This window comes from Amycolatopsis magusensis (genome assembly GCF_017875555.1).
Lineage (GTDB): Bacteria > Actinomycetota > Actinomycetes > Mycobacteriales > Pseudonocardiaceae > Amycolatopsis > Amycolatopsis magusensis.
In genome coordinates this window covers 5,220,970-5,237,494 of record NZ_JAGGMS010000001.1, presented here as the reverse complement: position 1 = coordinate 5,237,494, position 16,525 = coordinate 5,220,970, and the positions used below count along the sequence as shown (strand labels likewise).

The following is a 16,525-nucleotide window of genomic DNA, read 5'->3' as shown; positions in this document are numbered from 1 at the left end:
GTTCTCACCCGGGCGTCGAACGGGAAGGCGCCAAATCGACCTCAGCCGATGAGGCGGGTCGCGTAGGGCATGATGCCGCCGTAGCGCACCGGCGAGACCTTGACCACCGAGCCGGAGTGCGGTGCCTCGACCATCTGGCCGTTGCCCAGGTAGAGCGCCACGTGGTGGATCCGGCCGCCGCCGCGGCCCCAGAACAGCATGTCGCCGCGGCGCATCTGCGACAGCGGCACCTTCCGCCCGGCTTCGTACTGGTACCCGCTGTAGTGCGGCAGCGCCTTCACCCCGGCGAAGGCGTAGATCATCAGCCCCGAGCAGTCGAAGCCGATCTTGCGGTAGTCGCCGTGCGCGTCGGCCACGCCGCCGTCGCGGATGCCGCGGGTGGGCCCGCTCTGGTTCCCGCCGCCCCAGGCGTAGACCACGCCCAGCTGCGACATCGCCCGCGCGATCACCGCCTCGACCGTGCGCCCGGCCGGTCCGGACGGCGCCGACGGCTTGCCCGCCGAGCCGTTGTTCTTGGACCCGCCGGGACTCGGCTGCGCCATCGCCGCCTGGCGGGCCTGCTCCTCTTCCTCGGCGCGCTTCTGCGCTTGCCAGTCCTCGTACCGCTGGCGCTGCCCCTCCAGCCCGCTGACCCGGGACTGCGCCTCGAAGAGCCGCCGCTCGACGTCGGCCTTCTCGGATTCGAGCCGTCCGTTGGCCGCCGCCTGGTCCTGCTGGGCCCGGACCGCCTCGTTCTGCGCGGCGTCGGCGGTGCCCTTCGCCCGCTCCGCCGCCGCTTGCTTCTCCCGCGCGACGTCGAGCTTCTTGCGTGCCTCGGCGTCCTTGTTCGACTTGCCGGTCTGCGCGCGCTGCATGCCCTCGAGCGCGTCGACCTGGCTGCCACCGACCGCGTCGAGCAGCTGGGCGCGGGCGAGCAAATCTTTGGGGCTGTCCGAGCCGATGTAGGCCGAGACCGAGCCGATCCGGCTGCCCTGCTGGTAGCTCGCGCCGACGAACCGGTCGAGGTCGGCGCGTGCCTTCTCCACCTCGGACGCGGCGGCGTCGGCCTCGGCACCCGCCGAGTCGGCGTCGCGCTGGGCCGCGCTCGCCTCGTCCTGCGCTGTCTCCATGTCGACGCGGGCCTTGTTCGCGTCCTCCATCTTGAGCTCGACCTCGGCCTGCAGCTCGCCCAGCTTGGACTCGGCCTCGGCGAGCTGGTTGGTCAGCCTGCCGACCTCGCCCGCCTTCGCGTCGGCGTCCTGGCGGCTGCCGCCGAGCTCGGCGTCGCTGGGGTTCGGCGGCGGTGGCGGCACGGCCACCGCGGTCGGAGTTCCGCCCAGCAGGAGGACCACGATGAGTGAGCCCACGGTGGCCCAGCCCGCCCGCACCCGTTCGCCACGCCGCACCCGCCACCTCCGTCTGTCCTCAACCGACACCGGTTGACCTGCGACAACACCCGTCCTGGCCAGCACTGTGCCACCTGCACCCCACGATGACCACCAGTCACACGCCCAACACCGGCCTCGTTGATCACATTTCCCCCGATCCGGGGACGCGCCCGGGCGAACCGAGCACCCCCGCCGCGCGTCCAAAGCGGCACCGACCGCGAACCGAGGAGACGAAACCGTGCCGAACCGCCCGACGGCCGCCCGCTCGATGGCCACCAAGGTGCTGGCCGCCTCCGCCGCCGCGGGCCTCGTGCTCGCCGTGGTGGGCAGCTTCCTCAGCTGGTTCCGGTCGGGGTCGGTGAACCGCAGCAGCTACCAGCTGGTCGGCCTGATCGACCGCTTCGACCTCACCGGCAACCCGGTCGTCCTGCTCGCGCTGCGGGTGTGGATCGTGGTGCCGCTGCTGGCCGCCACCGCGATCGCCATGCTGGTGCTCGGGCTCACCCGCACCGGTGCCGCGCTGACCGTGGTGCTCGCGATATTCGTGGGAACCGCGGCGGGGTTCGCCGCCGTCCAAGGTGGCGACGAGGGCGGGCCCATCGGCGTAACACCACTGGGACCCGTCACGACTACCATCGGCACGCTGGTCGCCGTCATCGGGGCGCTCGGCGCGGTCGCCGTGTCACTGCGGCCGCGCGGGCACGACGGCCAGGCACAACAGAATCGAGGGGTCTCGTGACCAGTCCAGGACAGGGTGGCCAGTGGCCGCAGCAGGGTGGCGAAGGGCAGCAGGGCGGTCAGGAGTACCCGCAGCAGTACCCGCCGACGGCGCAGCAGTACTACCCGCACACCGGTGAGCAACAGCAGCAGTACGGCCAGCAGTACGCCCCGCAGACCGGGCCGCAGTACGCGCAGCAGGGCCAGTACCAGCAGCAGTACTCCCAGGAGCAGCAGTACTCGCAGGAGCAGTACTACGCCCAGCAGCAGGGCACCGGCGGCTACCCGGTCCAGCCCGGCGGTCCCGCCGGCCCGGCCGGTCCCGGCGCGCCCAGGAGCCGCAAGGGCCTGATCCTCGGCCTGGTGATCGCGCTCGTGGTGGCCGTCGGCGGCGGGGTCACCTGGTTCGCGCTGTCGCAGAGCTCCTCCGGTGGCGCGGAGACGCCGACGCTGGCGGCGCAGAACCTGGCGAACACCATCGGCTCCGGTGACGTGGTCGGCCTGCTCAGCACGCTCGCCCCGGCCGAGGCCTCGCTGTTCACCGACCCGATCGAAGAGGTGGCCGCCGAGCTCAAGCGGCTGGAGATCGTCCGCCAGGAGGCCGACCCCCAGGCGCTGTCCGGCATGGAGATCAAGACCGAGGGCCTGGTCTTCGACGAGAGCCAGTCCCAGCAGGTCAACGACCACCTGACGATCACCAAGCTGACCGCGGGCAAGATCACCGTCACCGCGGACTTCTCCAAGATCCCGCTGACCAAGGAGTTCCTCGACGCCGCGTTGAGCTCGGACGACGTGCCCACCGGCCCGGAGACCGAGACCATCGACATCGCCGAAGAGGTCCGCAAGAACAAGGGCGAGCCGGTGCGGATCGCCACGGTCAAGGTCGACGACGCCTGGTACCCCAGCCTGCTCTACACGATCGCCGACTACGCGCTGCTGGAGGAGAAGACCGCGTGGCCCGCGCAGGGCATCGCGGCCAACGGCGCCGCCAGCTCGAACGACGCGGTCAAGGAACTGCTGCAGGCCGCGCTCGACGCCGACATCCGGCGGGTCATCGAACTGCTGCCGCCGGACGAGATGGGCGCGCTGCAGGACGCCGGCCCGGCGATCCTCGAGGCGGCGGGCCGCGAGAAGCCCAGCGGCGCGAAGGTGCTCAAGCTGGAGACCGAGAGCAGCAGCGTCGGCGGGGGCACCCGCGCCACGCTGACCGCGCTCGAGATGCAGGGCCCCGACGGCGAGGACTTCAAGCTGAGCAAGGACGCCGACTGCTACTCGATGACCATGGAGGGCCGCACCGAGCGCATCTGCGCCTCGGAACTGGCCGACCTGATCGAGAGCGAGTCGGACAGCTCCATGCCGCCCGCGGTCAGGCAGGCGCTGACCAGCCTCGGCACCGGCATCCTCAAGCAGGGTGTCGGCGTGATCACCACCGAGGTCTCCGGCAAGCACTACGTCAGCCCGATCCGCACGCTGAGCGAGCAGGGCATGACGGTCCTGCGCAGCCTGCAGCCCGGTGACATCAAGGCGCTGCTCGAACTGGCGGACTGAGACCTCCCGCGCGTCCGCGCCGAGAAGGCCCCCGCGATCTTCGCGGGGGCCTTTTTCGCGCGCCACCGGCGTGGCGGCTTGAATCGAAAACAGGACAAGCGTACTGTTTGTCACGGGCACCGATGCCGGACCGCTGCTGCGGACGCGGCGTCGGTGCGCAAGACTCGGCGGTGGTCCACCCGAACGACCGCACCGAACACACCGAACTGACCCTGGACGACTTCTCACAGGTCCGTCCATGCCCATGGAGTTAGACGTGACTGCACCAGCCAGCAAGGACAGCTTCGGCGCGCGTGACACGCTGAAGGTCGGCGACGCCTCGTACGAGATCTTCCGCCTGGACAAGGTCGACGGCTCGAAGCGCCTGCCCTACAGCCTGAAGGTTCTCCTGGAGAACCTGCTCCGCACCGAGGACGGCGCGAACATCACCGCCGACCACATCCGGGCGCTCGGCGGCTGGGACGCGAAGGCGGATCCGTCGACCGAGATCCAGTTCACCCCCGCCCGCGTGATCATGCAGGACTTCACCGGCGTGCCGTGCGTGGTCGACCTGGCCACCATGCGCGAGGCGGTCACCGACCTCGGCGGCGACCCCGACAAGGTGAACCCGCTCGCCCCCGCCGAGCTGGTGATCGACCACTCGGTGATCATCGACGTGTTCGGCACCGCCGACTCCTTCGAGCGCAACGTCGAGTTCGAGTACCAGCGCAACCGCGAGCGCTACCAGTTCCTGCGCTGGGGCCAGGGCGCCTTCGACGAGTTCAAGGTGGTGCCCCCGGGCACCGGCATCGTGCACCAGGTCAACATCGAGCACCTGGCGCGCACGGTGATGGCCCGCAACGGCCAGGCCTACCCCGACTCCTGCGTCGGCACCGACTCGCACACCACCATGGTCAACGGCCTGGGCGTGCTGGGCTGGGGCGTCGGCGGCATCGAGGCCGAGGCGGCCATGCTGGGCCAGCCGGTCTCCATGCTCATCCCGCGCGTGGTCGGCTTCAAGCTCACCGGCGAGATCCCGGCCGGGGTGACCGCCACCGACGTGGTGCTCACCATCACCGAGATGCTGCGCCGCCACGGCGTGGTCGGCAAGTTCGTCGAGTTCTACGGCGAGAGCGTGGCCGAGGTGCCGCTGGCCAACCGCGCCACCATCGGCAACATGAGCCCGGAGTTCGGCTCCACCGCGGCGATCTTCCCGATCGACGAAGAGACCGTGCGCTACCTCAAGCTGACCGGCCGCTCGGCCGAGCAGGTCGCGCTGGTCGAGGCCTACGCCAAGGAGCAGGGCCTCTGGCACGACCCGTCGCGCGAGGCGGAGTACTCCGAGTACATCGAGCTGGACCTGTCCACCGTGGTGCCCTCGATCGCCGGCCCGAAGCGCCCGCAGGACCGCATCGAGCTGACCGACGCGAAGTCCGCCTTCCGCAAGTCGGTGCACGACTACGTCAACGGCGAGAAGGAGACCCCGCACACCAAGGTCGACGAGGCGGTCGAGGAGTCCTTCCCGGCCAGCGACCCCGGCGCGCTCTCCTTCGCCGACGAGGACGCGGTGGACCTGCAGTCCGCGGCGGACGGCGCCACCGGGCGGCCGAGCAACCCGGTGCGGGTCAAGTCCGACGACCGCGGTGAGTTCGTGCTCGACCACGGCGCCGTGGTGATCGCCTCGATCACCTCGTGCACCAACACCTCCAACCCGTCGGTGATGCTGGGCGCGGCCCTGCTCGCCCGCAACGCGGTGGAGAAGGGCCTGACCGTCAAGCCGTGGGTGAAGACCTCGATGGCGCCCGGTTCCCAGGTCGTCACCGACTACTACGAGAAGGCCGGGCTCTGGCCGTACCTGGAGAAGCTCGGCTACCACCTGGTCGGCTACGGCTGCACCACCTGCATCGGCAACTCGGGCCCGCTGCCGGAGGACATCTCCGCGGCGGTCAACGAGAACGACCTGACCGTGGTGTCGGTGCTCTCGGGCAACCGGAACTTCGAGGGCCGGATCAACCCGGACGTCAAGATGAACTACCTGGCCTCGCCGCCGCTGGTGATCGCCTACGCGCTGGCCGGCACGATGGACTTCGACTTCGAGTCGCAGCCGCTGGGCCAGGACGGCGACGGCAACGACGTGTTCCTGAAGGACATCTGGCCGTCCACCCAGGAGATCCAGCAGACCATCGACTCGGCGATCACCCAGGAGATGTTCACCAAGGACTACGCCGACGTGTTCGACGGCGGTGACCGCTGGAAGTCGCTGCCCACCCCGGAGGGCAAGACCTTCGACTGGGACGCGGAGTCCACCTACGTGCGGAAGCCGCCGTACTTCGACGGCATGGCCGCCGAGCCCTCGCCGGTCACCGACATCTCCGGCGCGCGCGTGCTGGCGAAGCTGGGCGACTCGGTCACCACCGACCACATCTCCCCCGCCGGCGCGATCAAGCCGGGCACCCCGGCCGCGGAGTACCTCACCGAGCACGGCGTGGACAAGAAGGACTTCAACTCCTACGGTTCCCGGCGCGGGAACCACGAGGTGATGATCCGCGGCACCTTCGCCAACATCCGGCTGCGCAACCAGCTGCTGGACGACGTGCAGGGCGGCTACACCCGCGACTTCACGCAGGAGGGCGCGCCGCAGGCATTCATCTACGACGCCGCGCAGAACTACGCGGCGGCGGGCACCCCGCTGGTCGTGCTGGGCGGCAAGGAGTACGGCTCGGGTTCGTCCCGTGACTGGGCGGCGAAGGGCACCTCGCTGCTGGGTGTGCGCGCGGTGATCACCGAGTCGTTCGAGCGCATCCACCGGTCGAACCTGATCGGCATGGGCGTGATCCCGCTGCAGTTCCCCGAAGGCGAGTCGGCCTCCTCGCTCGGCCTCGACGGCACGGAGACCTTCGACATCGCGGGCATCACCAAGCTGAACGACGGTGAGACCCCGCGCACGGTGAAGGTGACCGCCACCAAGCAGGACGGCACCAAGGTCGAATTCGACGCGGTGGTGCGCATCGACACCCCGGGTGAAGCCGACTACTACCGCAACGGTGGCATCCTGCAGTACGTGCTGCGCAAGATGACCGCCTGAGCCACTTCCTGAACAACGCCATGAGTGGGGCATTACTTGCATTCAACGCAAGTAATGCCCCACTCACAGCATTCAGGCCTCGAAGCCCCGAAGTCTCCCGCTCACGCAGCCGAATACTGCATTCAGGCAGCCGAACTACGCACTCAGGCATCTGAGTTCCACACTCGTGCACCCGAACTACACACTCGTGCGCCCGAACCGCACGTTCAGGTAGCCGAGTTCCGCGTTGAGGTAGCCGAGTCCCGCACTCAGGCGGTTGAGCTACACATTCAAGTAGCTGGGTCCCACGTTCGGGTAGCCGAGTTTCCGAGTGTGTGCGACTCGGAACGTGGAACTCGGCTGCCTGAGTGCGGGGTTCGGCTACCTGAGTGTGGAACTCAGGTGCCTGAACGTGTGGTTCGGCTACCTGAGCGGAGGGTTCAGGCGTCTGAGTGTGGGGTTCGGATGCCGGGGGTTAGTCGGGGCGGCGGTCCATGGTGTGGGCGAGGGCTCGCAGGCCGACGTTGACCAGCACCACCACGGTGGCGCCGGCGGCCGCGACGCTGTACAGCCCGGCGCCGGCGAGGGCGCCGACGGCGGCCGAGCACCAGAGGGTGGCCGCGGTGTTGAGGCCCCGGATGTTCGCGCCGTCGCGCAGGATCACGCCGGCACCGAGGAACCCGATGCCGGAGACGATCTGGGCGGCGACCCTGGTCGGGTCGGCGTTGCCGAGCCCGTCGAACCCGTGTGCCGAGAGCAGCACGAACAACGTCGAGCCGACCGCGACCAGGGTGTTGGTCCGCAGCCCGGCCATCCTGGCGCGGAACTGGCGCTCGAACCCGATGGCCGCGCCGAGGCCGACCCCGGTGCCGACGCGCAGCAGTACTTCCCAGTAGGTCATCACGACCTGCCTTCCCGGCGTGCGCACACAAACCGGACAGGACGGGAAAGGGCTACCGCCGGGCCACGCAGCGGGTGGCGGCGGTGCCGATCCCGCCAGAACTGTCCTCGGGCATGTGCCGCTCACCTCGCTTCCGTTTCGTGGCCCCGGCCGCCGGACGCGGCCGTTGATCAGGGCTGATCGACTCTACACTCGGCCCGCAGGCTTTCCGAGGGCGATGAGCCGGACGGCACACCTCCGCGCGCCGCCCGGCTCGGCCTCACTCAACTCGCCGCGAGCACCGGATCGAACGGGGCCACGTCCGGCTGGAAGACCAGGCCGGGCGGCGGCACCTTCAGGTCGACCAGGTAGTCGGCGGCGACGTCGTCCACGCCCTGCGAGTCACCGAGGATGCAGTGCCCGTGCGCGTCGACCGAGACCAGCCGCGCGTTGCCGAGCTGGTCCGCCATCCGCCGGGAGAACTCGTACTGGGTGGCCGGGTCGTAGTAGTTGCCGACCACCAGCACCGGTGTCTCGGTCCTGGCGTTCCACGGCCCGGTGTAGGGCTCCTTCTCCCCCGGCCACACCGGGCAGGCCGCCGCGTCGGCGAACGCCTGCGACCGGCCGAAGGTGCGCGACTCCTTCTCCCACTGCGCGGCGATCTCGGGCAGCTTGGCCTGCTTGTGCTTGAACGCCTTGTCCGAGCAGTTCACCGCGAAGTACGAATCGTCCGCGGTGTACGGGGTGTCCGGCCGCACGTCGTACCGGTTGCGCGTGCTCGGCGCGGTCAGCGTGGGCAGGTCGGCCGCCGCCACGACCTTCGCGGCCGGCGGGTGCAGCACCTCGTACACCGCCTGCAGGTTCTCGCCCAGCTCGGGGAACTCGGAGAAGTTGTACAGCGCGCTGCCGACACCGTCGGTGAACTGGTGGATGGTCAGCGAGCCACCGGCGGGCAGCGGGATCGGCTGCTTGCGGAGGTGTTCGCGGATTTCGTCGAACTTCTGCCGCGGATCGCCTGAGCTGAACGCGCACTTCGGCCCCACTTCCTTGCACTCGGCGAGGAAAGCACCGAGCGAGATCTCGAAGCCACGCGCGCGTTCCCGGTCGTACTGCAGGCCGTTGCTCGTGCGCAGTTTCGGATCCACGTTGCCGTCCAGCACCAGCGCGCGGGTGGTCTTCGGGAACATGTTCGCGTAGGTGGCGCCGATCAGCGTGCCGTAGGAGAAGCCGATGTAGGTCAGCTTCTGGTCCCCGGCCGCGGCGCGCAGCAGGTCGAGGTCGCGGACCACGTCCCGGGTGGACATGTGGTCGAGCAGGCTCCCCGCGTTGCGGTCGCAGAAGCCGGCGTAGTCGCGGTAGGCGGCGAGCGAGTCCGACATCTCGGTCCGGGTGATCGGCACGGACACCTGCTTGGCGAACACCTCGGCCTGGTCCTCGGCGGTGGTGAAACAACGCAGCGGGTTGCTGCCGCCGACCCCGCGCGGGTCGAAGCCGACAACGTCGAAGCGATCCAGCAGCTCCGGTTCGAGGAAGCGGTCCGCGCTGATCGGCATGCGCAGGCCCGAGCCGCCGGGTCCGCCGGGGTTGAGGAAGAGCGAGCCGATCTTCGCCGCGGGCTGGCGGGCGTGCCGTCGCAGCAGCGAGATGTCGATGGTGCCGAGTGCGGCGTTGTCGTGGTCGATCGGCACCCGGTGGTAGGCGCAGCTGAAGTTCTGGTGCTGTGCGGGCGGCACGCCGACCAGCGTCGATGCCGGGCACGCCGTCCAGTTGATCGGCGCGGTGGCGCCCACCGCCGCCGGTTCCGGTGCCCGCGCCGGCGCGGCCCCGGCTGTCGCGGGCAGCCCGGCCACCGCGAACGTCACCACCACCGCACCGGCGAGCACCTGTCTGCGCACCGGCCCTCCCGTGGAATTGAACACGAGTCCTCCCTTCGCCGTCACCAGCGAGCGGAGGATGCCACGGGAGGGACCGGCGTGGCGCCGTCCGAATCGGTTAACTCATTTCCTGTCGGCCGCGGCCAGCGTCAGGCTGAAGAGGCCCTCGGCGTCGGTCCACCGCTCCGCCACGTCGAACCCGGCGGCGGCCAGTTCGGCCGCCAGGCCCTCCGGCCGGAACTTCGCCGAGATCTCGGTGCGCACGTGCTCACCCGCGGCGAAGTGGACCTCCAGATCGGCCCCCGGGATCCGGACGACCTGCTCTTCGGTGGCACGCAACCACATTTCGACCCATTCGTCCTCGGCGTTCCAGTGCGAGACGTGCTCGAAGGCGTCCACGTCGAAGTCCGCGCCGAGCCGCTCGTTGATCACGCGCAGCACGTTGCGGTTGAACTCGGCGGTCACGCCCGCGGCGTCGTCGTAGGCGCGTTCCAGCCGTTCGGGCTCCTTCACCAGGTCGGCCCCGAGCAGCAGCCACTCCCCCGGCTCCAGCACCTCGCGCACCGAGCGCAGGAACTTCGCGCGTTCGGCGGGCAGGAAGTTGCCGATGGTGCCACCGAGGAAGGCCACCACCCGCGGGGACCCGCCCGGCAGCAGGTCCAGGTGCTCGGTGAAGTCGCCGACCACGCCGCGCACGGCGAGCTTCGGGTACTCGGCGGCGATCGCCTCGGTGGCTTCGGCCAGTGCCGCCCCGGAAACATCCAGTGGCACGAACGTTTCCAGCGTGCCGTGCGCGGTCAGCGCGTCGAGCAGCAGGCGGGTCTTCTCGCTCGACCCCGACCCCAGTTCCACCAGGGTGCGCGCGCCGGTGGCCCGCGCGATCGCCGGGGCCTGGCCGGCGAGGATCTCCCGCTCGGCCCTGGTCGGGTAGTACTCGGGCAGCGCGGTGATCTTCTCGAACAGCTCGCTGCCCGCCGCGTCGTAGAACCACTTGGGCGGCAGCCACTTGCGGAGTGCGCTCAACCCGGCGCGCACGTCGGCGCGCAGGGCTTCGGTGACGTCGACCGGGCTGTGGTGCTCGGTGAGATCGGGTTCGCTCATGGCGGGTTTTCGCTCCTCAGCAGGGAATCGGGGTGATCTCGACCTGACGGCCGCGGACGGTGACCGCGTGCCGTTCGGGCACCGGGGTCCAGCCCGGCCGGTCGTCGCAGGGTTCGGAGGCGACCACCACACCGGTCTCGGTGACCAGATAGGACAGTGCGTGGGTCCACGCGGTACCGACCAGCAGTTCGCCGTCGGTCAGCAGCAGGTTCAGCCGGGACCCCGGCGCGATCGCCTCGACCTCGCCGACCAGTCCGGTCACCGCACCGACCGGTTCGGCCCCGTCGCGCAGGCGGGCGGAGAGCACCGCCCACAGCAGCACCGAATCGGTCGGCGCGGGCAGCCGGAGCAGGTCGGCCACCGGCAGCTTCTCCGCCAGCGGCACCACCGACTCCGGCCAGTCCCGGACCAGGCCGTTGTGGCTGAACAGCCACCGCCCGTCGCCGAACGGCGCGCAGGCCGCCTCGCTCACCGGCATGCCGACGGTGCCGTTGCGCACCGCCGCGAGAAATGCCTTGGTGCGCAGGGAAGCGGCCAGCGGGCGCAGGCCCTCATCTGTCCACAATGGAGTATGACGCCGGTGCCGGAGCGGCTCGCCCGCCGCTCCGTACCAGCCGAGGCCGAAGCCGTCCGCGTTCACCGTGCCGCCGCCCCGCATGTCCGCCGGGGCGTACGACTGGTGCAGCAGCGAATGCGGCGCTTCGAACAGCAGCTCCGCCGGCGAGCAGGGCTCGCCCACGTAACCCACGTGTCGGCACATCGGCGCTCAGGCCCGCTCGCCGGCGGTCAGGTCCCTGGCACACCGGAACCCGGCGAAGATCTGCCGCCGGATCGGGTAGTCCCAGTTGCGGAAGGTGCCGCGGATCGCCGCGGCGTCCGTGCCGAACGACCCACCCCGCAGCACCTTGTACCCGGGCCCGAAGAACACCTCCGAGTACTCGCGGTACGGGAACGCGCGGAAGCCCGGGTAGCCGTGGAAGTCGCTGCTCGTCCACTCCCAGACGTCCCCGATCAGCTGGTGCACGCCCAGCGGCGAGGCACCGGCCGGGTACGCGCCCACCGGGGCCGGGCGCAGGTGCCGCTGCCCGAGGTTCGCGTGCTCGGCTGTCGGCTCCTCGTCACCCCACGGGAACCGGCGCGACCGGCCCGACACCGGGTCGAAGCGGGCGGCTTTCTCCCATTCGGCCTCGGTCGGCAGCCGCTTGCCCGCCCAGGCCGCGTACGCGGCGGCCTCGTGGAAGGAAACGTGCACCACCGGCTCGTCCTCCGGGATGCGCTCGTGCACGCCGAACCGGACGCGCCACCACTGCCCGCCTTCGCGGCGCCAGAAACGCGGGGCGACGATGTCGTGCTCGTTGCGGTACGCCCAGCCCTCCTCGCTCCACCAGCGCGGGTCGGTGTACCCGTCGCCGTCGAGGAATTCCAGGTAGGCGCCGTTGGTGACCGGCGTGGTGTCGATGGCGAAGGCGTCCACCGGGGTTTCGTGCGCGGGACGCTCGTTGTCCAGCGCCCACGGCTCGGCCGTGGTGCCCATGACGAACGCACCGGCCGGGACCACCACTTCGGCCGGCAGCGCACCGGCGCGGCGGGGTGGCGGCGACGGGGCGTGCAGCACCGGCTCACCGCGGCGCAGCTGGTGCGTGGCCAGCATGGTCTCGTCGTGCTGCTGCTCGTGCTGGGTGATCATGCCGAAGGCGAACGCGTTGCGCTGCAAGGCGTTCCCGTCGTCGAGCGGGGACCTCTCCAGCACGTCGAAGGTCTTGTCGCGGACTTCGCGGACGTAGGCGCGGGCGTCGGCGGGGCCGAGCAGCGGCAGGCCGGGGCGATCCGCTCGCGCGTGCATGAAGGCGTCGTAGATCTCGTCGAGGTCCGGGCGCAGCGGCTCACGGCCGCCCACGTCACGGACGAGCCAGAGTTCCTCCTGGCTGCCGATGTGCGCGAGATCCCAGACCAGGGGCGACATCAGCTTGGAGTGCTGGCGCACCAGGTCCTCGTCGTCGACGGCATCGGTCAGTGCGGTGCTGCGGGCTCGTGCCCTGGTGAGGGCTTCGGCGGTGTGCGCACGCAGGTCCTGCGGGCTCAGGTCGAGCAGCGGGTTGTTCTCCGCGGTCGAGGTAGCCACGGGGGTTCACGCCCTTTCCTCTGGGGTAGGCGAAGCTGAGGGGGATGCGGCTCGGTGTTGCACGGCGGCGGCGATCCGGTCGATCACCGGCGGTGCCAGCCCGGTATCGCCGAGTGCGGCGCAACCGAGGTCGGCCACGGCCCTGGCGGCCGCGGCGATGGCCGGGTCCGCGAGCCCGCGACCGGCCGCGGTCTCCCAGGCACCGGCGACGGGTTCGCAGAGTTCGCGGACCCTGTCCACTGTGGAGGGCCGGGCGAGCAGGGCGACGAGCAGGGCGGTGGCGTCGAGCCAGCCCCGCGGTGGCTGGGCGTCCAGGTACCGGATCTCCAGGTATCCCTGCGGGCGCACCGGGGTGAACAGGGTGGTGAGGTGGTAGTCCAGATCGGCCACCGTGGGCGGGCCGAACACCCCGGCCTCACCCCGGCCTTCGATCCAGTCGGCGAAGGTGAAGCGCACCGGCGCGTCCCACGGGCCGTCCCGCCGGGGCACCACCATCACCGGGGTGTCCATCATCCGCCGCCCCCAGTCCGCCGGCGGGTCCGGCGAGGCGGTGGCGGCGAAGGTGCGGGCCCGTTCGGTGGCCATCACCGCGAGCCAGCGGGCCGAGGCGGAGCCGGTGTCCTTTCCCGCGTGCACGCGGGAATTGGCGAACAGGGCCAGCAGCACCGGGCCCAGTTCGTGGACCGCGGCCCACCGCGCCGGCAGGTCCCCTGCCTCGCCGGTGTCCACGCAGACCTGCAGCCCGGCCGTGCTGGACATCATCGTGGCGCCGCCAGGACCGTCCGGCGCGAAACGGCGTTCCATCGCGGCGTAGCGAGGGGTCTGCAGGACCCGGCGGGGGGCGCGATGGGCGTCGATGCCCGTGGCGCCCAGTTCCAGCCCGGACCGGGCGAGCAATTCGGTGAGATAGGCGAGATCGGCGTCGACGACGCCGGCGAGATCGGCGAGGGATTCACTGGGGAGGGCCGAAAGCTCCACTTGGCCGCCGGGTTCGAGACTGACCGGCGAACCGCCCGGCAGCGGCGTGGCCGGGCTGCCGGGATCGAGCGTCACCGGGGTGTGCGGGCCGAGTGCCGCGGCCAGTTCCCCGGGGTCGAGCGGGCGGGACGGGTCGTCCCGGTGGTGCAGGGTGTACTCGAGTTCCACCCCGAGCAGTCTCGGCGGACCGTGCTTGAAGCACACCGACGCGACGTAGGCCTCACCCTCCGCGCGGTCGGAAACCACCCGCGCGGCGAGATTACCCGTTGCGGGAGAAGGAAAATCTCTGACCGTCGCCATGCCACCTCCAAACTGGATGTCTAGTGGGATCACCAGGATTCGGACGCTACACGCGGGGTCCGACAATCGCAGCCGACCACGGTGGCGGCGAGGTGGGCACGGGGCGCCACGGCCGGGCGAATCGGGCGCGGGATCCGCATGAAAACCCCGATTCCGGGCGTGATCGCTACGCCATTCGAGCGAATCTGGCCGGGTGGCGGCCAGTCAGGGGAGGGTGGTCTCCGTGGCCAGTCCGAGCTCGGCCGCGGCGGCGCGCACGGCGTGGATCACCAGCTGCATCGACGGCCGCCGCAGCGCGGTGGTGCGGTAGGCGATGGACACCGTCCGCATCAGCGGGCTGGCCAGCGCGACCGTGTCCACACCGGGCGGTCGCAGCATCAGGCCCAGGTCGGAGACCAGGGTGACGCCGAGTCCTTTCGCCACCATCGCCATCGCGGTGGCCTGCTCCTCCACCTCGTGGTCGATCTTCGGCTCGAACCCGTGGCGCTGGCAGGCGATCCGGATGGCCCGGCCGAAGTGGCTCTTCGGGCTGGCCAGGATCCACGGCTGGTCCGCCAGCTCGAGCAGCGAAATGCTGGCGGCGGGCACGGTACCGGCCGGCACCGCGGCGTGCAGCCGTTCCACCGCCACCACCGCGCGTTCCAGCCCGGGATCCCACGGCATCGGCGCGTCCGAGTAGTCGATGACGAACGAGAAGTCGAGCGACCCGTCGCGGACCGCGTCCGCGGTCTCCTCCGGTGCCAGCTCACGGGTGCGCACCTTGATGCCCGGGTGCTCGGCGGCCAGCGCGGTCAGCGCGTGCGGCAGCAGCCCGGAGGCCACCGACGCCCACACCCCCGCGGTGAGCCGGACCGTCACGGACTCCTGGGCCTCCTCGAGCGCCAGTGCCGCCCGCTCGACCGCGCCGAGGATCTCCTCGGCGTGCGAGGTGAGCAGCTTGCCCAGCTCGGTCAGCTGGACGCGCCTGCCGAGCCGTTCGAACAGCTTCGCGCCGACGTCCCGTTCGAGCTGGGCCAGCTGCTGCGAAACGGCCGACGCCGTGTAGTGCAGTGCTCCGGCGGCGGCGGTGACGGTTCCCCGCCGATCCAGCTCCCGGAGCATCCGCAGTCTCTGCAACGAAAACTCCATACACAAACCCTAAACAAAAACGTGCACGATCCTTAACTGGACGCCCGGGCGCCTCGGGCTCACTCTGGACCAGGTAACCCGGAACGCGGCAACGCCCCAGCGCCTTCCCCGTCGCACGACCGTCCAGAACCGAAGCCACACCGGTGGAGTACCTCACCCGAGGGTGGGTCCAAACCGGTGTGTTCGCCGTGCGCACGTAACCGCCTGGGCCCGCCCGCTCGAGAAAAGCTTGGAGGTGGGTCGAGTGAGCACCCAGAACAGCACCGAACCGTTGCTGAGGTTGACCTGGACGGACCCGGTGACCGGTACTCGAGGATTTCTCGTGGTGCACACGCTCGTCTCCGGGCTGGCCACCGGTGGCACGCGGATGCGCCCCGGCTGCACCATGACCGAGGTCGAGGACCTGGCCAGGGGCATGGCGAACAAGACGGCCACGTTCAACCTGCCGGTCGGCGGCGCCAAGGGCGGCATCGACTTCGACCCGAAGGACCCGCGGGCCTTCGACGTGCTCAGCCGGTTCTGCTCGGCGATGCGCCCGTGGCTCGACGCGCACTGGGTGACCGCTGAAGACCTCGGCGTGCCGCAGCACCTGATCGACGAGGTGTTCGCGAGCCTCGGCCTCGAGCAGTCCTACCACGCGGCCATCTCCCGGGCGGCCGATCCGGCGCGGACCCTGCGCCGCGTGCAGACCGGGCTGAACGCGCCGGTCCCGGGCGGGCTGCTGCTCGGCGACGTGGTCGGCGGGTACGGCGTCGCGCAGTCCTGCCTCGGCGTCGCCTCGGCGTGGGGCTGGGACGCGGCCGAGACCACGGTGGCCATCCAGGGTGTCGGGACCATGGGCGGGGGCGCGGCCTGGTACCTGCACGAAGCGGGCATGCGGGTGACCGCGGTCGCCGACGCGGCGGGCACGCTGTACCACCCGGCGGGCCTGGACGTCCCGGCGTTGCTGGAATTGCGCGACGCCTACGGGGAGATCGACCGCGGCCGCGTCGCGCCGGACGTGCAACGACTGCCGCGCGACGCGGTGCTCGGCATCGAGGCCGACATCTTCGTGCCCGCGGCGATCTCGTACGCGATCACCGAGGACAATGTGGAGCAGGTCGCCGCGAAGGTGGTCGTGGAAGCGGCGAACGCCGCCACCACCGAGGCCGCCGAAGCCACCCTGGTGCTGGCGGGCATCCCGGTGATCCCGGACTTCGTCGCCAACGCCGGTGCCGCCGCGTGGGCGTGGTGGCTGCTGCTGGGCGAGGTCGGTGCGGACCCGGCGGACTCGTTCCTGCGGCTGCGCACCGAGATGCAGTCGAAGGTGGCGCTGCTGCTGGCGCAGTGGAACACCGACCGCCGCCCGCCGCGCGAGACCGGCTGGGAACTCGCGGCGGCGAACCGGGTGGAGCGGGCCGCCACCGAGCACCTGGCCCCCGCGCTCACCATCCCCTAGTCGTCGGCGGGGTGGGGTTCACCTGTGTC

12 protein-coding genes are annotated in these 16,525 nt (G+C 70.8%); 4 read left to right on the top strand and 8 right to left on the bottom strand.

The annotated features are described in order from the left end of the window. Positions 1-41 precede the first annotated feature (41 nt). Positions 42-1,385 (bottom strand): NlpC/P60 family protein, encoded by a 1,344-nt coding sequence (locus JOM49_RS23430; RefSeq protein ID WP_209666390.1) that lies wholly within the window; start codon positions 1,383-1,385, stop codon positions 42-44. Positions 1,386-1,605: 220 nt separating this feature from the next. On the opposite strand from JOM49_RS23430, the gene JOM49_RS23425 reads away from it, so the two are divergent. The 3 genes from JOM49_RS23425 to acnA all read left to right on the top strand — a co-directional run bounded on the left by JOM49_RS23425 (position 1,606) and on the right by acnA (position 6,696). After that, the gene (locus JOM49_RS23425; RefSeq protein ID WP_209666389.1) at positions 1,606-2,106 is read left to right on the top strand and encodes a hypothetical protein; all 501 of its coding nucleotides are present in this window, start codon (positions 1,606-1,608) and stop codon (positions 2,104-2,106) included. Then, complete coding sequence (locus tag JOM49_RS23420) at positions 2,103-3,632, top strand: flagellar basal body protein FliL (RefSeq protein WP_209666388.1); 1,530 nt, start codon at positions 2,103-2,105, stop codon at positions 3,630-3,632. The genes JOM49_RS23425 and JOM49_RS23420 overlap by 4 nt, the downstream gene beginning before the upstream one ends. Before the next feature lie 256 nt (positions 3,633-3,888). Beyond that, positions 3,889-6,696 (top strand): aconitate hydratase AcnA, encoded by a 2,808-nt coding sequence (acnA, locus tag JOM49_RS23415; protein ID WP_282773420.1) that lies wholly within the window; start codon positions 3,889-3,891, stop codon positions 6,694-6,696. Between the two features lie 454 nt (positions 6,697-7,150). On the opposite strand, the gene JOM49_RS23410 is transcribed toward acnA, so the two are convergent. From JOM49_RS23410 to JOM49_RS23380, 7 genes are all read right to left on the bottom strand, one after another. Then, entirely contained in the window at positions 7,151-7,576 is a 426-nt protein-coding gene (locus JOM49_RS23410) for an MgtC/SapB family protein (protein ID WP_245369439.1), read from the bottom strand. A gap of 263 nt (positions 7,577-7,839) precedes the next feature. Next, positions 7,840-9,450, bottom strand: coding sequence for an alpha/beta hydrolase (locus JOM49_RS23405; protein ID WP_209666387.1), 1,611 nt, complete (start codon positions 9,448-9,450; stop codon positions 7,840-7,842). A 102-nt stretch (positions 9,451-9,552) separates the two neighbouring features. After that, positions 9,553-10,530 carry an L-histidine N(alpha)-methyltransferase gene (gene egtD, locus JOM49_RS23400; RefSeq protein ID WP_209666386.1) on the bottom strand — a complete coding sequence of 326 codons (978 nt, stop codon included), beginning with the start codon at positions 10,528-10,530 and terminating at the stop codon, positions 9,553-9,555. A 16-nt stretch (positions 10,531-10,546) separates the two neighbouring features. Then, positions 10,547-11,290: an ergothioneine biosynthesis protein EgtC gene (gene egtC, locus JOM49_RS23395; protein ID WP_209666385.1), complete on the bottom strand. Its 744-nt coding sequence runs from the start codon at positions 11,288-11,290 to the stop codon at positions 10,547-10,549. A 6-nt stretch (positions 11,291-11,296) separates the two neighbouring features. Further along, the gene (gene egtB, locus JOM49_RS23390; protein WP_209666384.1) at positions 11,297-12,652 is read right to left on the bottom strand and encodes an ergothioneine biosynthesis protein EgtB; all 1,356 of its coding nucleotides are present in this window, start codon (positions 12,650-12,652) and stop codon (positions 11,297-11,299) included. Between the two features lie 6 nt (positions 12,653-12,658). After that, positions 12,659-13,930 (bottom strand): glutamate-cysteine ligase family protein, encoded by a 1,272-nt coding sequence (locus JOM49_RS23385; protein ID WP_209666383.1) that lies wholly within the window; start codon positions 13,928-13,930, stop codon positions 12,659-12,661. A 204-nt stretch (positions 13,931-14,134) separates the two neighbouring features. Further along, a complete protein-coding gene (locus JOM49_RS23380) occupies positions 14,135-15,058 on the bottom strand; it encodes a LysR family transcriptional regulator (protein ID WP_209666382.1) in 924 nt (307 codons plus the stop codon). Positions 15,059-15,302: 244 nt separating this feature from the next. On the opposite strand from JOM49_RS23380, the gene JOM49_RS23375 reads away from it, so the two are divergent. Then, entirely contained in the window at positions 15,303-16,496 is a 1,194-nt protein-coding gene (locus JOM49_RS23375) for a Glu/Leu/Phe/Val dehydrogenase dimerization domain-containing protein (protein ID WP_209666381.1), read from the top strand. Positions 16,497-16,525: the final 29 nt, after the last annotated feature.

Bases quoted from the DNA above. Each gene is read 5' to 3' on its own strand.
- JOM49_RS23410 (WP_245369439.1), bottom strand. From the start codon at position 7,576: ATGACCTACTGGGAAGTACTGCTGCGCGTCGGCACCGGGGTCGGCCTC.
- egtD (WP_209666386.1), bottom strand. From the start codon at position 10,530: ATGAGCGAACCCGATCTCACCGAGCACCACAGCCCGGTCGACGTCACC.
- egtC (WP_209666385.1), bottom strand. From the start codon at position 11,290: ATGTGCCGACACGTGGGTTACGTGGGCGAGCCCTGCTCGCCGGCGGAG.
- JOM49_RS23385 (WP_209666383.1), bottom strand. From the start codon at position 13,930: ATGGCGACGGTCAGAGATTTTCCTTCTCCCGCAACGGGTAATCTCGCC.
- JOM49_RS23380 (WP_209666382.1), bottom strand. From the start codon at position 15,058: ATGGAGTTTTCGTTGCAGAGACTGCGGATGCTCCGGGAGCTGGATCGG.